The following is a 21,380-nucleotide window of genomic DNA, read 5'->3' as shown; positions in this document are numbered from 1 at the left end:
AGCCTTGCGCCATGAGAGGTTTTCCCCGGCGCATGAGCGCCGGGGTTTGATTTTCTGGCCGGAACTCATCCGGCAACTGGAGGAGATTTGGTGTGATTACGCCCGTACTGCCGACCTATGCACGGGCTCCGCTTTCCTTTGTGGAAGGCTCAGGGCCCTGGTTGATAACCGAGACCGGCGAACGCTTTCTGGATCTGGGGGCCGGCATTGCCGTGAACGCTCTCGGACATGCGAACCCGCGTCTCGTGGCAGCACTGGAAGCGCAGGCGCGACGTTTGTGGCACACCTCCAACCTCTACCAGATACCGAACCAGCAGAAGCTGGCGGACCTGCTGGTCGATAACACCTTTGCGGATACAGTCTTCTTCACCAATTCGGGTACGGAATCTGTTGAGTGCGCGGTGAAGATGGCACGCAAACACTTCAGCCATAACGGCCAGCCGGAGCGGGTTGAGATCATCTGTTTCGAGGGCTCCTTTCATGGCCGCTCCAGTGCCGGGATCGCGGCGGCCGGCTCGGAGAAGATGGTGAAAGGGTTTGGCCCGACCCTGCCCGGTTTCCGGCATGTCGCATGGGGTGACCTGGATGCCGTGGAAGCCACCATAGGCGATGCCACGGCGGCGGTGATGGTCGAACCGGTGCAGGGTGAGGGAGGCATTCGCCCGATGTCTGAAGCGGACCTGCGGCGGCTGCGGGCACTGTGCGATGCGGCAGGTGCACTGCTGATCCTTGACGAGGTGCAATGCGGTATGGGGCGGACAGGCAAGCTGTTCGCCCACGAATGGGCCGGGATAACGCCGGATATCATGGCCGTGGCCAAGGGTATCGGTGGTGGCTTCCCGCTGGGTGCGTGCCTCGCGACGGAGAAAGCTGCCGATGGCATGGGGCTGGGTACTCATGGCTCCACCTATGGGGGCAACCCGCTGGCGTGCGCTGTTGGCATTGCCGTGGTTGAGACCATGACCGAAGACGGGTTTCTTGATAACGTCTCCCGCCTCTCCGGCCGGTTCCGGCAGGGCTTGGAGGGCATTGCCGGACAGTTCCCGGACGTGTTCGCGGGCGTGCGGGGCTCCGGCCTGATGCTGGGACTGATGTGCCGCAAGCCGGTTCCGGATGTCGTGAAAGCAGGGTACGATGCGAAGGTTATCGTCGTGCCCGCAGCCGACAACGTGGTCCGGTTGCTGCCGCCTCTGAACATTTCCGAATCCGAGGTGGACGAGGCGCTGGCGCGTTTGGAGACAGTGGCGCGGAGCCTGCAGGCGGAGGTGGTTACATGAACCACTTCCTTGATATCCACAAAACGGATGCGGACGACCTGCGCAACATGATCGATGCGGCGAAGCTGATCAAGGAAGCCCGTGAAGGAATGGGCGCCGGCGAGAAGGACGCGGACGCGCCGCTGGCGGGCAAGATGGTAGCGCTGGTTTTTGAAAAGCCATCGACACGCACGCGGGTATCCTTTGATGTGGGAGCACGCCAGTTGGGGGCGGAGACCATGCTGCTCTCGGGAGCGGAGATGCAGCTTGGTCATGGAGAGACGATTGCCGACACGGCGCGGGTACTTTCGCGCTATGTCGACATGATCATGATCCGTACGTTCGAAGAGAACACGCTGCTGGAGATGGCCGAGAACGCCACTGTACCGGTCATCAACGGCCTCACCAATGCCAGCCACCCGTGCCAGATCATGGCCGACGTGATGACCTACGAGGAACATCGGGGCAAAATCGGCGGGAGCAAGGTTGTCTGGACAGGGGATGGCAACAACGTCTGCGCCTCTTTCCTGCATGCGGCCGGTCAGTTCGGGTTCGATTTCACGTTCACTGGTCCGGAGACTCTGGACCCGACGGCGGATGCCGTCGGCTTTGCGCGGGAAAAGGGCAGCAGCGTGAAGATCGAGCGTGATGCGATGACCGCGGTGGACGGTGCGGATTTGGTCGTCACCGATACGTGGTTGTCGATGCACGATCCGCAGAGTGCCCGTGAACGTCGTCACAACCAGTTGCGCCCCTACCAGGTGAACGCGACCCTGATGGCGGCGGCGCGCAAGGATGCGCTGTTCATGCACTGTCTTCCCGCACACCGGGGGGAAGAAGTTACGTCCGAAATCATGGATGGGCCACAATCTGTGATCTTCGACGAGGCAGAAAACCGGCTGCACGCGCAGAAGGCGATCATGCGCTGGTGCATGGGGCTGTGATTACGGTCGCTATCCGGGCGGTGTCAAACCCGGCCGGATGGCACCTAAGTTGACCACGATCTTTCACGTTTTCGTCCGTGATTTTACACTTCGTAAACTTGCGCAAGGTACTTCTGACCGCGGGCAGTTTCGAGGGTTTGAGGATGAATAAACAGGTTTCCGGGGTTAAGCCTGCTGATGGAGCAAAGGCTCTTCTTGGCGGGAGCGAAATGTCTGCGCGGGCCATCGCCTTTGCGCAGCACTACGGGACGGAACTGACCCCGAACGCCTATGCCGTGTGGTTTGCATACTGTAATCGCCACAACCAAGTGATCAATACGATGATCGACAAGGCGATGAACACGGGCCGACCGATTACGCTCGATATGCTCAACACACTCTATCTTGAACAGCTTTCGCCGCGCGCGATGAGCGACGAAATGGTGGATATCGGTAGTCGGATGGCGGCAACTATCGGTGATGTTTCAGAAGCGGTCGAGGAAAAGATCAAGGCGCACACGATGTTCTCGGGGAAGCTGCGCTCGGCGAAGCAATCGCTTTCTCTTGGTACGTCGAAAGCGGAGGTCTCAGCGGTGATCGCCTCGCTTCACAAGGCCAATCAGGAGCATATCGTGAATGCCCAGAAGATGGGCCTGCAGTTGGAGAAGAACCGGGCACAGGTGGCGAAGCTGAAGAGCGAGTTGATAGAGGCTCGTCGCAATGCCAACACGGATTATCTGACCGGTCTCGCCAATCGGAGAATGCTGGACGACCACATACAGACTGCGATTTTCGAGGCGCGGCAGAAAAAGCAGCGGGTATGCCTGGTGATGGCCGCCATCGACGGACTGGAGAAAGTGACGAAGTCATACGGAATGACCGCTGGCGACAACGTGGTTGTGACCTTTGCCGACGAATTGAAGAAGGAGTTGACGGGCAGCCGCGTGGCTGCGCGGTTCGAGGGGGCGCGGTTTGCCGTGCTCTTGCCAGACACCCACGACCGAGAGGCTTTTGCCATTGCCGAGCGGGTCCGCAAGGCGTTCCGGGAACGAGACTGGGTCTCTCAGGAAACCGGTGAGAAGATTGGACAGCTTACCGCCTCTTTCAGTGGTGTGATGCTGAATGAGACCGAAACGCATGGTGAGTTGTTTGAGCGTGCGGATGCGCGACTGACGCGGTTGCAAAGTGGAAGCGGTGATACAGTGAGAATCGCATGACCGGCCGACCGTGCCGTCTGCCGGACGGGTGCGCTCATTTGCCCGGGCCACGCGGGCATCTTTCGCTCGATTTTGCCGGAAACGGCCTATTTCTTTTGGCTGGGAGGACCAGCCGTGAGCATGATCTGGATATACCTTGTTACACTGATCTCTTTTCTGGGCATTGATGCCGTCTGGCTGCGCACCGTCATGTCGCCGCTGTTCAATACACATATTGGCGCTTTTCTGCGTGAAGAGATCAAGATGGGAGCGGCGCTGGGGTTCTATGCGTTGTATGTCGCCGGCATCATGTACCTAGCAACCGTGCCGGCCTTGCGGGCGGGCCTGCTGGGAGAAGCTGCGCTGAAGGGTGCGGTGCTCGGTTTCCTAGCCTATGGCACCTACGAGGCCACCAATATGGCAACGATCAAGGGATGGTCGTGGAGCATGGTGGCGACGGATGTGGCCTGGGGCACATTTCTGACAGCACTGACAGCGGTGGTTGGGTACTTGGTAGCGCCATGGCTTGGTTGGGAAAGCTGAACGTTAAGGTCAGGCGGAAAACTGTGCCAGAATCAAAGGTAGTACCAACGCGCTGACCACGCCTACGGCGACGCCGGTGATAAAGCGGAAGGGCATTCGGCGGATGTTCGGCGACAGAATGCTGAGAATTCCGCAAATCAGACCATACCAGGTGAGAACGAGGATATCCATTTTATGCTCCTTCCGGCAGATCGGGATAGGAGAAGTATGGACGGACGTTGTGCAAGCGGCAAGTTAACAGCGGCTCTCAGATTAACAGCGGCTCTCAGAGGTCTCCATCTGCCGGTGTTCCCGCCTCCGGCAGAAGCATTGAACGCTCCCGCAGAAAGGGATGGATGCGGACGGCGCGGCGCAGGGATTGCTGCGCCAAAGTCATGCGGCCCTGCCGCATCAGCGTCATCGCCCGTCCGGAATGGGCGCCAAAGTGATAGGGTCGCGCAGCGATGACGCGATCCAGATCCGATAGGGCCGCGTCGTACTTGTCTCGGAGGAAGCGGATGAAGGCTCTCTGATTGTAGGCTTCGGGGTATTCGGGACAGTAGTTTACGAGTTCGTCGAGCAGGTTCTCCGCCGCTTCGTAATCATAGGAATCGCGGCGCTCCACTGCGCGATCAAGCAGATCCTGCGCCCTCGCATCCGGAGCCGTGAACCAGAGTTGCCACAGCGCATTCGCGGCCTCGTTGGCAACTTCAGCGTTCGGTGCCTCGATAAGCCGAGTAAGTTGTTCGGCCGTTGCATCACCCTGCTCCGGATTGGGCGGGCACTCCGCGAAGGCGGTGGCGGGTAGTGCGAATAATGCGAAGAGCCATTTCATGGCGTTGATCATGGCCCAGTGCCTTCACCTGTCAACGCTTGAGACGCCGGCCCACGAAACGGTGAAGTTGTGTCAGTTTCAGCAACTTTTTGCGAAAGATGCTCCTCTTTAGCGGGCTCCGGCGAAGCGCGCTGCCCACTCCTCACGCTGATCATCGGTGATCTTGGTAAACAGGTTATCGGGTACTTCGAAGCCATGGCCGGCGGGCAGTGCGCCAAGGGCGGCCTCCATGCTTGCGGGCCATTCGGACCGGCTGCGCAGTGAGCGGCGCAGGTCGGCGGCGGCAAAGGGGATAAACGGCTCTGAGATCGTCGCGTAAAGAGCGGCCAGGTTGAGAGCGAAGCGGGTTATGGCGGCGGCCTGCGCCGGGTTCTCCTTGAAGACGGCCCACGGAGCGGAACTCTGCAGGTACTCGTTGCCGATTACCCAGATGGCGCGCAGTTCTGCTGCGGCCTTGCGAATCTCGATGGCGCCCATGTGTTTCTGGTAAGCCGTGAAACGCTTTTCGAGTTCAGCTATTACCGCAAGTTCGGTTTCGCCGTATTCGCCGCCCTCGGGAACCGACTCTCCAAATTTGGAGCGGCAGAACTTAGTGATACGGGATGCGAAGTTCCCAAGGACATCCGCCAGATCCTTATTTACACCAGTCTGGAAATTTTCCCACGTGAATTCGGCGTCGGAGGTCTCCGGGGCATTGGACAGCAGCCACCAGCGCCAATAGTCAGCCGGCAGGATCTCCAGCGCCTGATCCATGAAGACACCTCGTCCCTTGGAGGTGGAGAACTGGCCGCCCTGATAATTGAGGTAGTTGAAAGACTTGATGTAATCGACGAGCTTCCACGGCTCGCCTGATCCGAGGATCGTGGCGGGGAAGGAGAGTGTGTGGAAGGGGACGTTGTCCTTGCCCATGAACTGGACGTAGCGAACATCTTCGGCGCCGAGGTCCGTCCGCCACCAGCGCTGCCATGCGGAATCCGGCTCCGAATGCGCGTCCGCCCACTCGGCGGTGGCTGCGATGTACTCGATGGGAGCGTCAAACCATACGTAGAAGACCTTGCCTTCCATGCCAGGCCAGTCCTCCGTGCCTTTCTTCACCGGTATGCCCCAGTCGAGATCGCGTGTGATGCCGCGATCCTGAAGTCCGTCTCCATCCTTCAGCCATTTCTTCGCGATGGAGGTCGTCAGGATCGGCCAGTCCTTCTTGCTGTCGATCCACGCCTCCAGGTCGCCTGCGAGGGCGGACTGGCGTAGATAGAGGTGTTTGGTTTCACGCACCTCGAGATCGGTGGAACCAGAAATTGCGGAGCGGGGCTCGATCAGGTCAGTCGGGTCAAGTTGCTTCGTGCAATTTTCGCACTGATCGCCACGTGCGCTGTCGTAGCCGCAATTGGGGCAGGTGCCCTCGATATAGCGATCCGGCAGGAAACGTCCGTCGGCGTGGGAGTAGACCTGCTTTTCGGAGACTTCTTCGATAAGACCAGCCTCGGCCAGCTGGCCGGCAAAGTGCTGGGTGAGTTCGTGGTTGCGCTGGCTGGAGGAGCGACCGAAGTGATCCCAGGCCAAGCCGAACCCCTCGGCAAGGTCGCGCTGTGTCTTCCACATCTCGGCGCAATATTCGGCTACCGGCTTGCCGGCCTTGGCGGCGGCGAGTTCCGCCGGAGTGCCGTGCTCATCGGTGGCGCAGATGTGCATGACCTCGTGGCCCTGCGCACGACAGAAGCGGGCGTAGACATCGGAAGGTAGCTGCGAACCGACGAGATTGCCGAGGTGCTTGATGCCGTTGATGTAGGGAATTGCCGATGTGATGAGGATTCGGGACATGAAACTTGTGCCTTGGATTGGGTTGTCCCGCTTCTATCGGGTGGGGAGGTGAGCGGCAAGGCAGTAGCGTGCCACGCAACTGCCACGGGCTGTGCGGATTCTTACATTCAAGATGGGTATGGCGAAGTAGAAAGTCCGGGTGGGCAATATTGCCTGCCGAAAGTCAGGCAGGAATACTATGGGCCCTGAATTTCGAGTAGAGCATCCGGCCATGTCGATTTGCGTGCCGGGCGGTACATTTGCGGCATTAATCGTGGGGGATTTATCATGCCGGTTATTCTTACGGGTTCAACGAACGCGGGTTACACGGTCAGCACCAATTCGGACACCTATGTCGTGCAGCAGTTTGCGACAGTAACGGGTTCGGGAACGGCGTTCGACATCGGAGATTACAATAACGTTCGGGTTAATGTGGTCGGCGATATCTTTAGTGATTTTCTCGGCATCGCCACGGTGACTGCCGGTGCGGGTGGCAGCGCTTTTGACACGCGGATCAACATCTCCGAGGGAGCGACGGTTTCAGGGGCCACCGGCGTGCAACTCAGTGGTTCGTCGATGTATCTCGTGAACAATGGTTCAATTGCATATCACAACGGCACAGGCGTCAGGATCGACAACCACATGTCGCCCTATAGCAACCCGACCGTGATCAACGCCGGTACGATTTCCGGCATAGGGACAGGTATCCTCGTGCGTGGCATGGGGGCGAATGTAACCAATGACGGTTCTATCGCAGCGACGGGAGCAGGGTTGTTCGTCAACGGCAGTATAACGGGAGGCTTGATCGAGACGGTCAACAACAGCGGCCACATCTCAGGCGGATCCGGAATTTCGGCGATCGACGTCGAATCCGTGGTCAATTCAGGAACGATTGTTGCCCGGTCCACGGGCATTTCGGTGAGTGGGGACGACATTGACGTGCGTAACACCGGTGATGTTGTGATGGAGTTCACCTTTGCCGGTGTAGCTGCTGCGATGTCCGTAAATGGCGATGAGTCCGACATCTATAATGGCGGCAATCTAGTTGGACGGGCCGGTTTGCTGCTTACAGGCGACGACTCAAGCATCGTCAACGATGGTCTGATCAGCGGCGAGGAAACCACGGTGGAGGTGACCGGGACGAACATCGATTTCGTGAATACCGGGTCGATCAGCACGGCATCGGATATGGCAATCTACATCTCCGGTGTCGCTGATATGAACAATTCCGGAGCAATTGCCGGCGATGTTCTTCTTGATGGAGTATCCGGTGCCATGCAGAACACCGGTGATATCTTGGGGAATGTTTTCCTGCGAGGCAACCTTGGTGGCACGGTGGGCAACTCCGGTCACATCTACGCCAGCGATAATGCCGTCACCATCACGGGTGTCGACAATTCCGTCGTCAATAGCGGCGAGATTATTTCGGAGACCGGGATGGGCGTGTTTTTCCGAGGCGGGCTTGTTCCCGGCTTACACTCCGTGGTGAACACAGGCCTGATCGCGACGGGTGACACCGGTGGCGCCTTCGATGCTATCCGTTTTGGCGGCCAGAGTATTTTCAGCGAAAGCGATTTCGTCAACATCGGTGAAGTGGTCGGCAATGTGCGTATGTTTGCCATCAGCCACTACGATGGACGCGAAGGCAGCGTGAGTGGCACCGTTTATAGCGGTGACGGCGACAGTTGGCTTTATGGAAGTGCGAGCGCCACCAATTCGATTGTCGGGGGCGATGGTGATGACCGCATAGTTGGCGGTATTCGCGCGGATGATTTGCAGGGCGGCAATGGTCGAGATTCGATCGCCGGTCGGGACGGTGATGACTTTATCGACGGCGGCGGCTGGTCGGACGTTATCAATGGCAATGCCGGCAATGACACTTTGCTCGGTGGCAGTGGTGGAGACACGCTGCGTGGACAGGTCGGTGATGACGTCCTGGAAGGCGGGGGCGGCCTCGACATCCTTTCCGGTGGTGTAGGCGACGACACGCTGACAGGGGGCAACGGTGCGGATACGTTCCTTTTCTTCCGCCGCGCAGGCTTCGATGTGATCACCGATTTGCAAAACGGTACAGACCTGCTCGACTTGTCCCACTTTGCCACTGATTTTGCGGCCGTTTCCGCTGCCGCTTCATCTGCGGTGGGTGGTGTACTGATCGACTTCGGAGCAATCGGCGGACAGGGCAGTGTGTTGATAGAAGGTCTGGCGCTGGCGCAACTCGATGCCGGCGACTTCATTTTCTAAGTTTCGCAGGACCGTGCGCAATCGCGCACAGGTTTGACAGAAAAGCTGAGTTCGTGCGCCGATGAACGAGGTGTCGACGCAACTACTTGTCTTGATGTTTCCGGCGCCAAACAGCAAGCAGGATCTCGCCGCGTGAAGGCGGCGTGATCCGGTGCCTCTAGGCCGCAATGATCAGGCCTGCCCTGTCGCCTTTCGCTATGCTGGAAAGAGGACGAAAACGTCCTCGGATGAGATTTTTTGCGCGTGCGAGGCTCCTTGAACCTCAGGCTGGGCAGTGTAGCATGGTATCTTACAGGAACCCCGAGCGGTCTGGTTTTTCGAAATTCCGAGCGGCGCCAATATTGCTTTCTGTTGGGGGCGGTGGGATGCGGGCGGATTCCTGTTGATATCCCTGCCAAACGGTGCCGAACGCCAAGCCTTGTGTGCGGTCACTTGCCCGCAGGTTTTCTGCGCAGGATCTGGCCGATGGTGAAGCTGGTTCGGGGAGTGTAGCGATAGGCCGTGCGCTTCTTTGCGGAACGGCTCTGCATACGGACAAGACCAAAGGCGATTAGAGCTGCGTGGCCCGCGGTTATGAGCAGGAACATTGCTGGTGGCCCGAACAGATCGATCAGACCGGAAGCAACTATGGGTGACACGATGGCTCCGGTTCCGTAGAGGAACATGAGTGCAGCCGAAAGCTCGACCATTTCTTCTGGTTCGGCGAAGTCGGAAGCGTGAGCGGCAGAGATCGAGAAAACCGGAAACGACGTGAGCCCGAAGGCAAAGCTGCCGCCAAATATCAGAGGCGCGCTGGTGCCCGAGTAGTTGCTCAGTGCGATGCACACGATGCAAGCGGCAATTGACATGCCGATGAGCATCACGCGCCGGTCGAACTTGTCTGCCAGCCAACCAACGGGAAATTGGGCGAGTGCGCCGCCCAGTACCGCCGCGGCGAGGAAGAGGCCGATCTGGTCGGCGCCGAGGCCCATTTCCTGACCGTACACAGGGCCAACCATGCGGAAGGCAGGGCCGGAGATCCCCGCAACAATGACGCCTGCCGCCCCGAGAGGTGAGAGCCTTACGGCGATCATTGGACGCAGACGCGGCGTTGCGGGTATGACTGGCGGCGGGGCCGTTGTGAGCATCAACGGCAGCAGGCAAGCACAGCAGAGGATGGCAAGAAGATTGTAGGAGACGTAGGACGCCGGCTCCAGAAAGCCGATCATCAACTGGGCGACCATTGACGCACAGAGATCGAAAAATCGGTAGGCACCAAGCACGCGCCCGCGTGACGCATTGGTGAGACGGGCCTGAAGCCAGGCTTCGACGATTGTATAAGCACCAGCGATGCAGAGCCCGGTCATAACCCGCATAAGCGACCACGCGACAGGCGAGATCAGCAGCGGGTGCGCCAAGGCACCGATCGCCCCGAGGGCGGCAAAGGCAGCGAAGGCGCGGTTGTGTCCGACACGCCCCATCAGTCGCGGTGCCCACCAGCATCCGGCGAAGAAGCCGATGAAATGGGCGGAACCGAGAAGACCTACTTCGGTGGTAGTGAAGCCTTCCTGCAGACCGGAGAGGGCATCAAGCGGCGCAATAGCCCCCGAACTGAGTTGCAGGAGCACGACGGACAGCATGAGGGCGGAAAAGGAGAGAAGTATGCGCATTGGATCGCGGTTTCAGGCAGGCGGAAGTTACCCGATCCTGCACATGCAGGGAAACTACTGCTGGGCTGTTTGCGACATCCGCGCTTCGCTGAAGGGAAATCAGCTGTCTGACGGAGGGACGAGTTGGTGGCCACTGGCCACCCAGCCCTTGGTGCTCTCAGGATAAAGTTTGACGTTGTCGATGCCAGACAGTTCCGATGCGTAAAACCAATTGAGCGCCCCGAGTTCGCCGGTGTTGCAGAAGCTGACGACAGTCTCACTATCCCAGTTCACGCGACTTTCCTTCAGATCCATCAGCACCTTAATCCCATCCTGCTGCTGGGTCGTATCGGTGCCGATTTTAACGTGCAGGGCCGTTGCGGGACTGTTTTGCGCATCGGGAAGAGTGGTGGAGGTCGGCAGGCCCAGATCAGAGAGCTTGCGGAAGAATTTTGCCGGCCTGGCATCGAGAAGCGTTCCCTTGACGGTGCCGGAAGCGATGGCGTTGACCTCATTGCCGGTCGCGTACCAGGTTTGGTCCATGAACAGGTCGGCCTTGTAGGGTGGTAGGGTCGCCGTTTCGGCAACGACATCGAGATTCGCTTCCTTCCAGCCATCGAAACCGCCCTTGACGAGAGCGAGATCGGTCGCTCCGAGCGATTTCAGGAGCCAGTAGATGTAAGCGGCACGGCCGGTGTCGAAGGCCTCACGCTTGGCGTTGACAATGATGATCGGTTCATCGAGGCGCAATCCGGATTGACCGATCACGAGGCTCAGTTCTTGAGCGGACGGCGGCTTGCCGGGATTTTTCTTGTCCCCGCGCCAGAGTGAATAAGGAAGTGAAAGCGAGCCGGGTATGACGCCCCCAGCTTGAGCCTTCGGGGAGCGAATGTCGACGATCTGCACGCCCTTGTCCTGCCATTCGGCAACGATTTCGGGTTCCATCAGCACTGACCAGTTCTCGACAGTGGAAACACGGCGTTCCTCTTGCAGCGGTGGGAGGGCTCGGCGTCCGTCGGCGATGAATGCGGTAGCGAGTACCGGCTCCGCGCAGGGCAACACCAGCACCATGCCTATCTCTATTCGTCCGGCGTCCGGGCCAATTACGGCGGTATTGATTTCGTGAATGGCCCGGTATTCGAGTGGGTCGCCTAGGTATCGCTCCGCTATAGTGCTGAGCGTATCACCGGAAGCAACGATATGCTCGGGCGGACAGACTTGTGCAGCAAGCGGTGCGGCAAACATCGAAAGAAAGAAAGCTGGAAAAAATCGACGCATCAATGACTCCTGACCCGATTACTATTGTAATAATAGCATAGGTCGCCGCGATCGCTTAGCAAGAAATCGGGGCCGACTGCGGTGACCTTCGTCACGTTGCCTCAAAGCTTTTCAGGCTTGCGTTTATGTGTCCGAGGTCCTAAGTAGCGCGGCAAAATCGAAGTCTGGCAACCCTGAATAGGATACCCCTGATGGCAAAGGCAAAATTTGAGCGTACGAAGCCGCACGTGAACATTGGCACGATTGGTCACGTTGACCATGGCAAGACGACGCTGACGGCTGCGATCACGAAGCAGTTCGGCGACTTCAAGGCGTATGACGAGATCGACGGCGCGCCGGAAGAGAAGGCGCGCGGGATCACGATCTCCACGGCGCACGTCGAGTACGAGACGGATTCGCGTCACTACGCGCATGTCGACTGCCCGGGCCACGCCGACTACGTGAAGAACATGATCACGGGTGCTGCGCAGATGGACGGCGCGATCCTGGTCGTGAACGCGGCCGACGGCCCGATGCCGCAGACGCGCGAGCACATCCTGCTGGGCCGCCAGGTCGGTATCCCGCACATGGTCGTGTTCATGAACAAGGTCGACCAGGTCGATGACGAGGAGCTTCTGGAACTCGTCGAGATGGAGATCCGCGAACTGCTGTCCTCCTACGACTACCCGGGCGACGATATCCCGATCATCGCCGGTTCCGCACTGGCGGCTCTGGAAGGCCGTGATGACGCGATCGGTTCGGAGAAGATCGCCGAGCTGATGGCGGCTGTTGACGAGTACATCCCGACGCCTGCGCGTCCGGTGGACCAGCCGTTCCTGATGCCGATCGAGGACGTGTTCTCGATCTCGGGCCGCGGCACGGTTGTGACGGGCCGCATCGAGCGCGGTGTGCTGAACGTCGGTGAGGAGATCGAGATCGTCGGTATCCGCGACACCAAGAAGACGACCTGCACGGGCGTCGAGATGTTCCGCAAGCTCTTGGATCGCGGCGAGGCGGGCGACAACGTCGGCGCGCTGCTGCGCGGCATCGAGCGTGATGGCGTGGAGCGTGGCCAGGTGCTGTGCAAGCCGGGTTCGGTGAAGCCGCACACGAAGTTCGAGGCCGAAGCCTACATCCTGACGAAGGAAGAGGGTGGGCGTCACACGCCGTTCTTCGCCAACTACCGTCCGCAGTTCTACTTCCGGACGACGGACGTGACGGGCACCGTGAACCTGCCGGAAGGCACGGAAATGGTGATGCCGGGCGACAACCTGAAGTTCGACGTTGAACTGATCGCCCCGATCGCGATGGAAGAGAAACTGCGTTTCGCCATCCGCGAAGGCGGCCGCACCGTCGGCGCAGGCGTCGTCTCCAAAATCCACGAGTAATCGTGAAGGCGGGCTGGCGAAGCCACGCTCGTTGCAAACATGGAAGCGGTCTGGTGTCAGCCAGACCGCTTTTTTGTTATGCATATGACTTCGAGATCGGCATCGGCCCAATTGTTAACCAATTTGTCGGGTAATCGCCTTTACCAAACCTGTAGTGCGCGTCAGTCTGACATCGGGACGCCAGGATCTTTGGGAGGCCGTATCGCTTCATGCTCTTGCCGCTTCGCATTTTCGCGCTGGGCCTCGCTTTCACATGGATTGGCATGTCCGTCGCGGCGCGACCGCTGATAACGTCTTCCGAAGACAGCTACGGTCGTATCTGTCTTGAAAGCAGCGATACGCCGGAACGCATAGCGGCAGCCTGTGAGGCAGCGCTGGCGGAATCAGGAGCATTGCCGGCAACGCGGGCCGGTTTCCACCGAAAGCTCGGTAGCGCCAAAGAACGTCTTGGTGACACGGCTGCGGCGGCATCCGCCTTCCTTTCGGCAATTGGACTGTTACCCAACGATGTCGAGGCAATGAACCTGCTGGGCTGGATGTACTGGGACATAGATCGCAATGACGAGGCGGTTGCGATGTTTCGACGCTCACTCTCTCTCCGGCCGACGGCCTCGGCCAATGGCGGGCTGGCCAACCTTCTGCGTATTCACCTCAATCAGCCGGAAGAGGCGCTGCAGCGGATAGAGACGGCATTGCTGCTGGAGCCAGAGTATAGCTGGGGTCTGCGCGAGAAGGGGTGGATTTTTTTCGACCTCGATCGTGATGCGGATGCACTAGAGGCGTTCGAAGCGGCCCTGTTTCTCGATAGCGAGGACGCCTTTGCTCATTACGGCGTACTGACTTTCCATGAACGGGCGGAGGATTACGAGGCAGCGCTGGAGGCGGCGAATCGGACAATCGAATTCGCCCCGAAAGACGCAGATTTTCGCAGCCATCGGGCATTTCTGTTGCGCAGGCTCGACCGCAATCAACAGGCAATCCGTGCTGCCAACGAAGCGATAGAACTCGATCCACGGGAATCGGATGGCTACGTTCAAAGGGCTTTTGCGGAATCCGCACTCGGCTATACGGCGCAAGCGAGCAGGACGTTTCAGGCAGGCATAGACGCGGGTGCGGGCGACCGGTTCCTGCATTACTGGTATGCCGATCACCTTAGCGATTATGACAGTCCCGAAACAGCGATGCATCAGATTGACAAGGCTATCAGTTTGCCGGGAGTCGGGGCGGAAGACTGGTCGCTTAAAGCCTACCTTGCTCTTGAACTGGAGGATGACGAGGAGGCTTTGCGGGCGGCGATTTCGGCAGTGCGGGCCGATGCTGGCAGCCCCTACGGATACTATTATCATGCGGTCGCCGAGTTGCGGCTGGGACGGGAGAACGAGGCGTTGGTGCAATTCGACGCCGCAATGAACCGAGACTTGCCGATAGGATTTGTACGGCGTTTCGTCGGCGAATTGCTGGCGCTTGGCCGGTTCAATACTGCTATGCGAGTACGGCGGGCATATTGAAGCAACCGGGGGGTTGGCCAATTTCGGTGAATGCGCTAGATATTGCGTTCACTGACGAATGGAAGAAGAATGGACGCAGCATGTTGTGCGTGATTTCCCCGGCGAAGTCGCTAGATTTCTCTCCTGCGGCCAAGGATCTGCTCGCGAGCGAACCGATGTTCGCCGAGGATGCCAACCTCCTCGCGAGGACGGCAGCCAGATTGAGCCGGACAAGGCTGAAGGCGCTGATGGCCCTCTCCGACGAACTTGCGGCCCTGAACCATGCGCGGTTCCAGACCTTTTCGCCCGAGCCTGCCGGAAATACTACCAAACAGGCGGCACTGGCGTTTGCCGGTGATACCTACACGGGGCTGGGCTTCAATACCCTAGAGCGCGAAGCGGTGACCTATGCTCAGGATCATTTGCGCATTCTGTCCGGACTCTACGGGATCCTGCGGCCGCTGGACGCGATTCAACCGTACCGGCTGGAAATGGGACGACGGCTCAAGGTCGGGCGGGCGGAGAGCCTGTATGATTATTGGGGTGAGCGGCTGGCCGTGGCGCTGGATGATGCAGCGGAGGTGGCTGGCGCGAACTTTGTGTTGAACTGCGCAAGCCAAGAGTACTTCCGGGCGGCGCGGGCCGAGAAGATGCGCACAGCGGTCGTAACACCTGTGTTCCTCGATGAGAAAAACGGGTCGGCGAAGGTAATTTCCTTCTTTGCCAAGCGGGCACGGGGGGCGATGGCGAGGTACGTGGTTGAGAATAGGGTGCGAGACCCCGAGGCGCTTTCCGGATTCTGTTGGGAGGGCTATGCCTTCCAGAAGGAGCAAAGTATCCAGTTACAGCCGGTTTTCCTGCGCCGGGAACGGATCGCGGCCTGAAGTGTGTTTGCGCTTGAATGGTGCTGCGCCTTGGCTTATGCCCTCACTTGGTCTTAGGGGTATAGCTCAGTTGGTAGAGCATCGGTCTCCAAAACCGAGGGTCGTGGGTTCGAGTCCCCCTGCCCCTGCCAGGACCAGTTTCTGAAACCGCGACACCTGCGTCCGATGATTTACGTTGTTTTGGGCCTGAACTCAAATTGTCAGGATGATCTTGGGTGGGGCGTTAGCATCGTGGATGGCCGTGAACGCCTGTTGGCCTTGATCCAGTGGGCGGCACTCCGTCCATCCATCGCCTGAAACATTGCCGTCTTCCAATAAAGCCAATGCGGCGCGGAAATCCTTTGGTGCGTAGCAGTAGCTGCCGACAAACGTGATTTCCTGAATTGTCAGCCGGCGTGTGTCGAGGCCACCGGCGCAATCTTGCAGGCCGATATGAACAATGGTGCCTCCGGGCCGGACAAGCGCACTGGCGGCGTGCCGGGTTCGGCCAGAGCCGACAGCATCAAGGACGATGTCGGCTTGGGCCGGGGTATGGTTGAGCGGATCGTACGGTCGGGCTCCGGTTGTGTCTGCGAGGAGTGAGCGACGCAAGGGGTTGGTTTCGGCAATGTCTATGCGACCGAGACCCTTCAGGGCAAAGCATCTGGCAGCGAGCAGACCGATGGCGCCACCGCCCAGAACGATGGCGGAAGCGGCGCCAGGCATGCGGGTCGTGGCAAGTTGCACTGCATGCAAGGCACATGCCAGCGGTTCTGTGAGGGTGGCCTGTTTGGGGGCGAGCTTCGTGGGATAGATGTTGGTGTCCGGTACCAGAACTTCCTCGGCGAAGGTTCCGGGGAACGCCATGCCCACAAGTGCCCGGTCGGCGCAAACGTGCGGACGGCCGCCTTGGCAGTCGGCACAGGTATTGCAGGAAATCAGAGGGTTGATCGTGACTGTCTTTCCCGCATGCGGTCCATCGGCAGCGATGCCCGCTGCTTCGTGCCCGAGGATCATCGGCGGAACGCGGCGTTCGTCATGACCGTGCCATGCGTGCATATCCGAGCCGCATATGCCGCTATGCGACACCCGTATCCGTGACCAGCCGAAACGGGGAGCGGGTGCAGGTGTATCCATAATCTCAGTCTGTTTTGTGTCTGTGTAGAACAGGGCCTTCAATCGATTTGCCTCCGCTGGGATCTCTTAGGCGTGGCTTAGGATGCTTGGGCTTGCGGGCTATAACAGGAGCGACAGCTGAGGCGCTGCCGTCGTTGAACCTCCACACGTCAGATAGGACGTGTGTCGAAGCTTTCTTCGGGGAAATACTTGGCGAGTCGGATATCGGCAGCACGCGCATGAGCCTCCATGCCTTCGAGGCGGGATATGCGGGCGGCTGTCTGGCCGAGGCTGCGATTGGCCTCCCTCGTCATCCGCTGGGTGGTGACAATCTTGAGGAACTTGTGAACAGAGAGGCCGCCGGTGTAGGTGCCGGAACCCTTGGTCGGCAAGATGTGGTTGGTGCCGGAGCATTTGTCGCCGTAGGTGACAGTGGTTTCCTCGCCGATGAACAGTGAGCCGTAATTCTTCAGTTTGTCAGTGTACCATCCGTTCTGCTGCGTGTGCAGTTCGAGATGTTCCGGAGCGTAGGAGTCCGAAACGCTTACGGCCTCTTCGGCCGTGTCGCAGAGAGCGATTTCACCGTAGTCTTCCCAAGCGGCAGTGGCCGCCGATTTGGCCGGTTCTGGTAGCGTGGAGATGTGCCTCGTCATGCGAGCGGCAACTGCAGTTCCGAGTTCGCGGCTGGTGGTGATCAACCACGCCGGACTGTCGGGCCCGTGTTCGGCCTGTGAGACGAGATCTTCGGCGACTATCGCCGGATCCGAAGAAGCATCGGCGATAATGCAGATTTCGGTAGGGCCAGCGAAGAGATCAATGCCGGTGCGGCCGTAGAGCTGGCGTTTGGCTTCGGCGACGAACCGATTGCCTGGGCCGACGAGAATATTGGCTGACGGCGTCCCGAAGAGCCCGAAAGCCATGGAGGCGACAGCCTGCACGCCACCTAGGGCGAGGATCGTGTCGGCACCGGAGAGATGCGCAGTGTAGAGGATTGCCGGGTGCGGCAGCCCATTTGCGCGGGGCGCTGAACTGGCGGTGATGTGACCTACGCCGGCCTCCCTCGCCGTGGCTACGCTCATGATCGCGGAGGCGATATGGGCGTACCGACCGCCGGGAATGTAGGCGCCCACAGACTGCATCGGGATCAGCTTCTGGCCGGCCCAGATGCCGGGTGAAAGTTCAGTCTCGAATTCGGTAATTGAGGCGCGTTGCGCGCGGGCGAAACTGGTGATGCGATCATAGGCATACTGGATGTCGGACTTCAGCCGTGCAGGTATCTCTTCGGCGGCGGCGTCGATGTCCGCGCGGGATACAACCGGGTTGCCGGTGAAGCCATCCAGCCTTTCGGCGTAGGAAAGGGCGGATGTATCGCCACCTGTCTCGATTTCCGCCAGCATCTTTTTCACCGTTGCCGCCGTCTGGTCTTCGCCGGTGGCGGCAGTTCGTTTTGCTTTCTTGAGATAGATTACGGCCATATCAGCCTCCGTAGATGTAGTTGGGCAGCCAGAGTGCGATCTTCGGGAAGGTGAAGACCAGGATCAGGCCGATTAACTGGATGACCATGAACTGCATCATTCCCAGATAAATGTCTTTCAGATCCCATTCCGGAACCACGCCTTTAAGAAAGTAGGCGGACAAGGCCACGGGAGGACTGAGCCAGGCCGTTTGCAGATTGACGGCTACGAGTATGCCGAACCATGTGAGCATTTGGGTCTCGCTCATAGCCATTGCCGGGGCGAGACCAGCGACAACCGGTATGAGAATGGGCACAATGATCAGCACGATCGGTACCCATTCGAGCGGCCAGCCCAAGATAAAGATCAGCGCCATCACCATGATCAGGATGACAGTGGGCGGCATATCGAGAGAGAGAAGGAGTTCCGTCAGCATCGACGGGGTGCCAAGGCGTGAGAAGACAGCACCGAAGAAATTCGACGCCGCGACGAGGAACATGATCAGGACGGTAATCTCCAAGGTCTTGATCAGGGCGTCATAACCACCACGGAAAGTGAATTTTCCGTAGGCGAGGGTAAGGAGGACTGCGCCGAAGGCACCGCAGCCGGCGGCTTCGGTGGGCGTGGCCCAACCCATCAGGATCGAGCCGAGAGCGGAGGCGACCAAAAGGGCGGGCGGCACGAGACCGAGGAAGAATTCGCGCGCCACGTAGGCGATGTCGTTCGGTCGCTCGTCCTCTGCCAGAGGTGGGCCGAGTGTGGGATTCAGCCAGCAGCGACCAAGGGCATAAAGCGCATAAAGGAAAGCCAGCATCAGGCCGGGGATGATGGCGGCGGCGAAGAGATCCGTAACGGGAATTTCCAGCACAGGCCCCATGACGACGAGCATGATCGATGGTGGAATCAAGATGCCAAGCGTACCGCCGGCGGTGATCGTGCCGGCGGCAAGCTGGACGTTGTAGCCTGAGCGGTTCATCGTTTTCGCAGCCATGATCCCGAGGATGGTCACGGAGGCTCCGACAATGCCTGTGGCGGCGGCGAAGATCGTGGAGACGAAGAGCACCGCAAGGTAGAGGGCTCCATGAGTGCGCGACAGCATCAGCTGGACAGAGGTGAACAGGCGCTCCATCAGGCCTGCCTTTTCCATCATAATGCCCATGAAAACGAACAACGGCACGGCAGCGAGGGTTTCATCGAGCATCACCGAATTGAACTGTAATGTCTGAAGGTAGAACACCAGTTTCGAGGAGAATCCCCACGCGCCGAAAGTGAAACCGAGGAAGATCAGGGTAAAGCTGATAGGAAAGCCAACGAAGATTGCGAGCAGCATGACGGCCAGCATGACGAGGCCGATGGTCGCCGACGGCATTTCGCCAAAGCCGGTTGCGACTGTCAGACTTTCAATCAAAGTGCCGGCAGGCAGTGTGGACGGGAACAGGACCGAGAGGATCGTGATAGTGAGGATTATCAGGTAGAAAGGGAGAAACAGCACAAACTTGCGTTCCCGAACGTGGCCCATGCGATACAGGCATTTCAGCAGTTCGGAGACGCCCTGAAGCACAAGAAAAAGAATGCCGAGTGGCATGGCGGTGCGTGCCGGTGCCAGTGGTGCCATGAAGGTTGTGTCCATCGCGCGTTCGCCGGTCAGCCACGCCTTCAAGGTATATTCGCCGGAAATATAGAGAAACAGCAGAAGCGCCGGAAAGTAGAACGCCATGTAGAGGATGGCGTCGACAGTGGCCTGGGTCTTCGGCGACCACTTGCGGTAGATAAAATCCGCACGGATATGGACGCCCCGCATGAGTGCGTAGCCAGCGCCGAGCATGAACATCGCGCCTGCGATCATGCGGGTAACTTCATAGGACCACAGTGTCGGACCGAAATAGGTGCGTGCAGTATCCTCGTATCCGATGTCGACGAGGAATCCGAACATCGAGCGGGAGAAAACTTCGGTAATCATTGCGGCCATGACCGGGGTCAGCAGGAGGCAGGTAATCCGCCCGGCCCAGAGGTTGACGAGATCGATGGTTGCGACGACCGGACGCATCCACGGAGTCATGTCCGGTGGAGTTTCGCCGGGTCGGTTAGTGCTGGCTTCCGCGATGAGTTCGTCGGTGATATCGAGTTCAGTCGCTGTCATGCTTGAACCTTCGGATCCGGGTGCCGCGCAGCCGCACCCGGTGTGGTTTGACCCGTCCCGCCTTGTAGGCACCTTGGCGAGGGAGCAGGCATCTTTGGAGCGTGCCTCCGGCGCTGCGCCCGACCGCCGGGACCGAGCGCAGATTTCAGCGGCGCCGGGTCACTTCGCGATGCTGTCGGCAAAGGCGCGCCCGAGGTTGGCATTGGAGGTCTGCGCCCCAGCCCAGAAGGGAACTGCGATCTCCGCAAAATCCTTTTGCGACTGCCAAACTTCGGCGAAAAAGGCGTTCTCCTCCGCGTTCTTTTCCAGACTAGCGCGGGCTGCGTCCATGTATTCCTTGAAGTAGTCCTCTGGCGTGTCATGCAGGATGACGCCCTGGTTTTCCGTCAGATCCTTCAACGCCTTACCATTCTCGAAGATGCGGTAGGACATGGATTTCGACAAGGAGGCATTCGCTGCCACTTCAAGAGCCTTTTTCTCTCGGTCCGACAGGCCTTCGTAAACATCGCCGTTGATGTAAAGATCTGCGTTGACGACGACTTGGTGAAGGCCCTGCAGATAGTAGTGTTTCAACACTTTCTGGAAACCGAAGACACTATCGGGCTTCGGACAGCACCATTCGGCTGCGTCGATCGTACCCTTTTCGAGTGCAGGTAGAATGTCTCCGCCGCCCATGGCGACCGAGGCAATACCAATGTCCTTGTACGTTTGGCCGGGGATGCCTGGCGGCGTGCGGAAGCGGTACTTCCGGAAATCATCCATGGAGGTAATCGGCTCCTTGAACCAGCCGAGGGCCTCAGGGCCGACTGGCTGAAGCATGAAGCCCTTTACGTTCACGCCCATTTCCTTCCAGAGTTGGTCATAGAGTTCCTTGCCGCCGCCATACTGAAACCAGGACACGAAGGCGATGTTGTCAATTCCGACACCCGCTCCCGCCACAGGCGAGCCGAAGAGCATGGCGGCCGGGTGTTTGCCGGACCAGTAGTGCGTCCAGGCGAAGCCACCCTCGATAAGGCCGGCATCGACAGCGTCCAGTGTTTCGGCCACGCCTACGATCGCGCCGGCAGGCAGGACCTCGATCTGTAGACTGCCATCCGTTAGGTCGGAGACATCCTTGGCGAAGTCCTCAAGCATGAAAACTTCATCCGCCTTGGCCGGTATTACCGATTGTACGCGGATAACCGTTTGCGCCATTGCCGCTGATGTAAGCATCGCCAGGCCGAGCGCGGTCGCTGTCAGTGTCTTGATGTTCAGCATTCCATCCTCCCATA

17 protein-coding genes and 1 tRNA gene are annotated in these 21,380 nt (G+C 59.1%); 9 read left to right on the top strand and 9 right to left on the bottom strand.

Annotation, left to right across the window (positions count from 1 at the left end; genetic code table 11):
* Positions 1-92: 92 nt before the first annotated feature.
* The 4 genes from GO499_RS11650 to GO499_RS11635 all read left to right on the top strand — a co-directional run bounded on the left by GO499_RS11650 (position 93) and on the right by GO499_RS11635 (position 3,918).
* Complete coding sequence (locus GO499_RS11650; protein WP_161862339.1) at positions 93-1,277, top strand: aspartate aminotransferase family protein; 1,185 nt, start codon at positions 93-95, stop codon at positions 1,275-1,277.
* Positions 1,274-2,200: an ornithine carbamoyltransferase gene (gene argF, locus GO499_RS11645; RefSeq protein WP_161862338.1), complete on the top strand. Its 927-nt coding sequence runs from the start codon at positions 1,274-1,276 to the stop codon at positions 2,198-2,200. The genes GO499_RS11650 and argF overlap by 4 nt, the downstream gene beginning before the upstream one ends.
* Before the next feature lie 209 nt (positions 2,201-2,409).
* Positions 2,410-3,396, top strand: coding sequence for a GGDEF domain-containing protein (locus GO499_RS11640; RefSeq protein ID WP_161862337.1), 987 nt, complete (start codon positions 2,410-2,412; stop codon positions 3,394-3,396).
* A 120-nt stretch (positions 3,397-3,516) separates the two neighbouring features.
* Entirely contained in the window at positions 3,517-3,918 is a 402-nt protein-coding gene (locus GO499_RS11635; RefSeq protein WP_161863952.1) for a DUF2177 family protein, read from the top strand.
* A gap of 9 nt (positions 3,919-3,927) precedes the next feature.
* Here GO499_RS11635 and GO499_RS11630 read toward each other — a convergent pair whose 3' ends face one another.
* The 3 genes from GO499_RS11630 to metG form a co-directional block, all read right to left on the bottom strand.
* Positions 3,928-4,089 (bottom strand): hypothetical protein, encoded by a 162-nt coding sequence (locus GO499_RS11630; RefSeq protein WP_161862336.1) that lies wholly within the window; start codon positions 4,087-4,089, stop codon positions 3,928-3,930.
* A gap of 94 nt (positions 4,090-4,183) precedes the next feature.
* A complete protein-coding gene (locus tag GO499_RS11625) occupies positions 4,184-4,744 on the bottom strand; it encodes a tetratricopeptide repeat protein (protein WP_284154703.1) in 561 nt (186 codons plus the stop codon).
* A gap of 96 nt (positions 4,745-4,840) precedes the next feature.
* Positions 4,841-6,553 (bottom strand): methionine--tRNA ligase, encoded by a 1,713-nt coding sequence (gene metG / locus GO499_RS11620; protein ID WP_161862335.1) that lies wholly within the window; start codon positions 6,551-6,553, stop codon positions 4,841-4,843.
* 267 nt (positions 6,554-6,820) lie between these two features.
* Here metG and GO499_RS11615 point away from each other — a divergent pair, with 267 nt between their 5' ends.
* Entirely contained in the window at positions 6,821-8,776 is a 1,956-nt protein-coding gene (locus tag GO499_RS11615) for a calcium-binding protein (RefSeq protein WP_161862334.1), read from the top strand.
* A 428-nt stretch (positions 8,777-9,204) separates the two neighbouring features.
* Here GO499_RS11615 and GO499_RS11610 read toward each other — a convergent pair whose 3' ends face one another.
* Entirely contained in the window at positions 9,205-10,425 is a 1,221-nt protein-coding gene (locus tag GO499_RS11610) for an MFS transporter (protein WP_161862333.1), read from the bottom strand.
* 99 nt (positions 10,426-10,524) lie between these two features.
* Positions 10,525-11,682 (bottom strand): rhodanese-like domain-containing protein, encoded by a 1,158-nt coding sequence (locus GO499_RS11605; protein WP_161862332.1) that lies wholly within the window; start codon positions 11,680-11,682, stop codon positions 10,525-10,527.
* A 191-nt stretch (positions 11,683-11,873) separates the two neighbouring features.
* Here GO499_RS11605 and tuf point away from each other — a divergent pair, with 191 nt between their 5' ends.
* The 4 genes from tuf to GO499_RS11585 all read left to right on the top strand — a co-directional run bounded on the left by tuf (position 11,874) and on the right by GO499_RS11585 (position 15,551).
* Entirely contained in the window at positions 11,874-13,049 is a 1,176-nt protein-coding gene (gene tuf, locus GO499_RS11600) for an elongation factor Tu (protein ID WP_161860369.1), read from the top strand.
* A 209-nt stretch (positions 13,050-13,258) separates the two neighbouring features.
* Entirely contained in the window at positions 13,259-14,557 is a 1,299-nt protein-coding gene (locus GO499_RS11595; protein ID WP_161862331.1) for a tetratricopeptide repeat protein, read from the top strand.
* Positions 14,558-14,637: 80 nt separating this feature from the next.
* Positions 14,638-15,420 (top strand): peroxide stress protein YaaA, encoded by a 783-nt coding sequence (gene yaaA / locus GO499_RS11590; protein ID WP_161862330.1) that lies wholly within the window; start codon positions 14,638-14,640, stop codon positions 15,418-15,420.
* Between the two features lie 55 nt (positions 15,421-15,475).
* Positions 15,476-15,551 (top strand) — tRNA-Trp (locus GO499_RS11585).
* Positions 15,552-15,612: 61 nt separating this feature from the next.
* Here GO499_RS11585 and GO499_RS11580 read toward each other — a convergent pair.
* The 4 genes from GO499_RS11580 to GO499_RS11565 all read right to left on the bottom strand — a co-directional run bounded on the left by GO499_RS11580 (position 15,613) and on the right by GO499_RS11565 (position 21,366).
* Positions 15,613-16,536, bottom strand: coding sequence for an alcohol dehydrogenase catalytic domain-containing protein (locus tag GO499_RS11580; RefSeq protein WP_284154702.1), 924 nt, complete (start codon positions 16,534-16,536; stop codon positions 15,613-15,615).
* A 149-nt stretch (positions 16,537-16,685) separates the two neighbouring features.
* Entirely contained in the window at positions 16,686-17,990 is a 1,305-nt protein-coding gene (gene hisD / locus GO499_RS11575; protein WP_161862328.1) for a histidinol dehydrogenase, read from the bottom strand.
* A 1-nt stretch (position 17,991) separates the two neighbouring features.
* Positions 17,992-20,109, bottom strand: a complete 2,118-nt coding sequence (locus tag GO499_RS11570) for a TRAP transporter large permease subunit (RefSeq protein WP_284154701.1) — start codon at positions 20,107-20,109, stop codon at positions 17,992-17,994.
* 159 nt (positions 20,110-20,268) lie between these two features.
* Positions 20,269-21,366: a TRAP transporter substrate-binding protein gene (locus GO499_RS11565; protein ID WP_161862327.1), complete on the bottom strand. Its 1,098-nt coding sequence runs from the start codon at positions 21,364-21,366 to the stop codon at positions 20,269-20,271.
* Positions 21,367-21,380 lie beyond the last annotated feature (14 nt).

It is taken from the genome of Algicella marina, from assembly GCF_009931615.1.
In the GTDB taxonomy this organism is placed as follows: domain Bacteria; phylum Pseudomonadota; class Alphaproteobacteria; order Rhodobacterales; family Rhodobacteraceae; genus Algicella; species Algicella marina.
The sequence above is the reverse complement of the archived record's forward strand: the minus strand, read 5'-3'. Positions and strand labels throughout refer to the sequence as shown.

Excerpts from the sequence above, each read along its gene's own strand:
- argF (WP_161862338.1), top strand. The coding sequence starts at position 1,274 with ATGAACCACTTCCTTGATATCCACAAAACGGATGCGGACGACCTGCGC.
- GO499_RS11640 (WP_161862337.1), top strand. The coding sequence starts at position 2,410 with ATGTCTGCGCGGGCCATCGCCTTTGCGCAGCACTACGGGACGGAACTG.
- GO499_RS11635 (WP_161863952.1), top strand. The coding sequence starts at position 3,517 with ATGATCTGGATATACCTTGTTACACTGATCTCTTTTCTGGGCATTGAT.
- GO499_RS11630 (WP_161862336.1), bottom strand. The coding sequence starts at position 4,089 with ATGGATATCCTCGTTCTCACCTGGTATGGTCTGATTTGCGGAATTCTC.
- GO499_RS11625 (WP_284154703.1), bottom strand. The coding sequence starts at position 4,744 with ATGATCAACGCCATGAAATGGCTCTTCGCATTATTCGCACTACCCGCC.
- metG (WP_161862335.1), bottom strand. The coding sequence starts at position 6,553 with ATGTCCCGAATCCTCATCACATCGGCAATTCCCTACATCAACGGCATC.
- GO499_RS11615 (WP_161862334.1), top strand. The coding sequence starts at position 6,821 with ATGCCGGTTATTCTTACGGGTTCAACGAACGCGGGTTACACGGTCAGC.
- GO499_RS11610 (WP_161862333.1), bottom strand. The coding sequence starts at position 10,425 with ATGCGCATACTTCTCTCCTTTTCCGCCCTCATGCTGTCCGTCGTGCTC.
- GO499_RS11605 (WP_161862332.1), bottom strand. The coding sequence starts at position 11,682 with ATGCGTCGATTTTTTCCAGCTTTCTTTCTTTCGATGTTTGCCGCACCG.
- tuf (WP_161860369.1), top strand. The coding sequence starts at position 11,874 with ATGGCAAAGGCAAAATTTGAGCGTACGAAGCCGCACGTGAACATTGGC.
- GO499_RS11595 (WP_161862331.1), top strand. The coding sequence starts at position 13,259 with ATGCTCTTGCCGCTTCGCATTTTCGCGCTGGGCCTCGCTTTCACATGG.
- yaaA (WP_161862330.1), top strand. The coding sequence starts at position 14,638 with ATGTTGTGCGTGATTTCCCCGGCGAAGTCGCTAGATTTCTCTCCTGCG.
- GO499_RS11580 (WP_284154702.1), bottom strand. The coding sequence starts at position 16,536 with ATGGATACACCTGCACCCGCTCCCCGTTTCGGCTGGTCACGGATACGG.
- hisD (WP_161862328.1), bottom strand. The coding sequence starts at position 17,990 with ATGGCCGTAATCTATCTCAAGAAAGCAAAACGAACTGCCGCCACCGGC.
- GO499_RS11570 (WP_284154701.1), bottom strand. The coding sequence starts at position 20,109 with ATGACAGCGACTGAACTCGATATCACCGACGAACTCATCGCGGAAGCC.
- GO499_RS11565 (WP_161862327.1), bottom strand. The coding sequence starts at position 21,366 with ATGCTGAACATCAAGACACTGACAGCGACCGCGCTCGGCCTGGCGATG.